This window comes from Shinella sp., assembly GCF_052438155.1.
Lineage (GTDB): Bacteria > Pseudomonadota > Alphaproteobacteria > Rhizobiales > Rhizobiaceae > Shinella.
This window is the reverse complement of record NZ_JBQVPI010000109.1, coordinates 1-641: the sequence shown is the minus strand read 5'-3', so window position 1 is coordinate 641 and position 641 is coordinate 1. Positions and strand designations below refer to the sequence as shown.

General features: G+C 69.1%; 2 protein-coding genes. Both read right to left on the bottom strand.

The window, feature by feature from the left end; all coding sequences use genetic code 11:
* Positions 1-196 (bottom strand): TSUP family transporter (locus ACT6VE_RS34855; protein ID WP_444802661.1); only part of this gene is annotated, 196 nt, incomplete at its 3' end.
* Positions 197-311: 115 nt separating this feature from the next.
* Positions 312-641 (bottom strand): AMP-binding enzyme (locus ACT6VE_RS34850; RefSeq protein WP_444802660.1); only part of this gene is annotated, 330 nt, incomplete at its 5' end.

Here is a 641-nt window from a genome sequence, read left to right as displayed (position 1 = left end):
AGTCCACCTCCCGCCACCAGGCGGCGACCCGCGAGGCATTCGCCATCATCGAAGCGATTGCCATGATGGGCACGGCCTCGCGCGGTCCGAACACCAGCACCAGGGCCGGCATCAACATGATGGAGGTGCCGAAGCCGACGACGCCGCCCACCGTGCCGGCCACCAACCCGAGCACGAGCACCAGCGTGAAGTCCATGGACATGGGATCTGAATGAATGAGGGTTGTCGGGCTGGGCAGAACTGTAACCAGCTTCCGCGCGCCGCATGGTGGCCCGACCCCGGCGAGCCCTGGAAGCATCGGCGGGCGCTGCTCAGGTTCGCGCCACGCGTTCCAGTGGCGCGGGCCCGAAGCTCACGCGCTGCGGCCGCTTGTAGCGCGCCAGCCGCTGTTCCACGAAACCGATCAGCTCGGCTTCGGTGGCTGCCGCGCCGGGCTTGAGCGCGCAGGCCGCGTGCACGGCCTCGCCCCATTTCTCATCCGCCCGGCCGAACACGAAGGCCTCGGCCACGGCCGGGTGTTCGAGCAGCACCTGTTCCACCTCGGCCGGGTAGACGTTTTCACCGCCGCTCTTGATGAGTTGCTTGTGCGCCGCGCGGCCGGTGAACCACAGCCAGCCGTCCCCATCGAGGCGGCCCAGGTC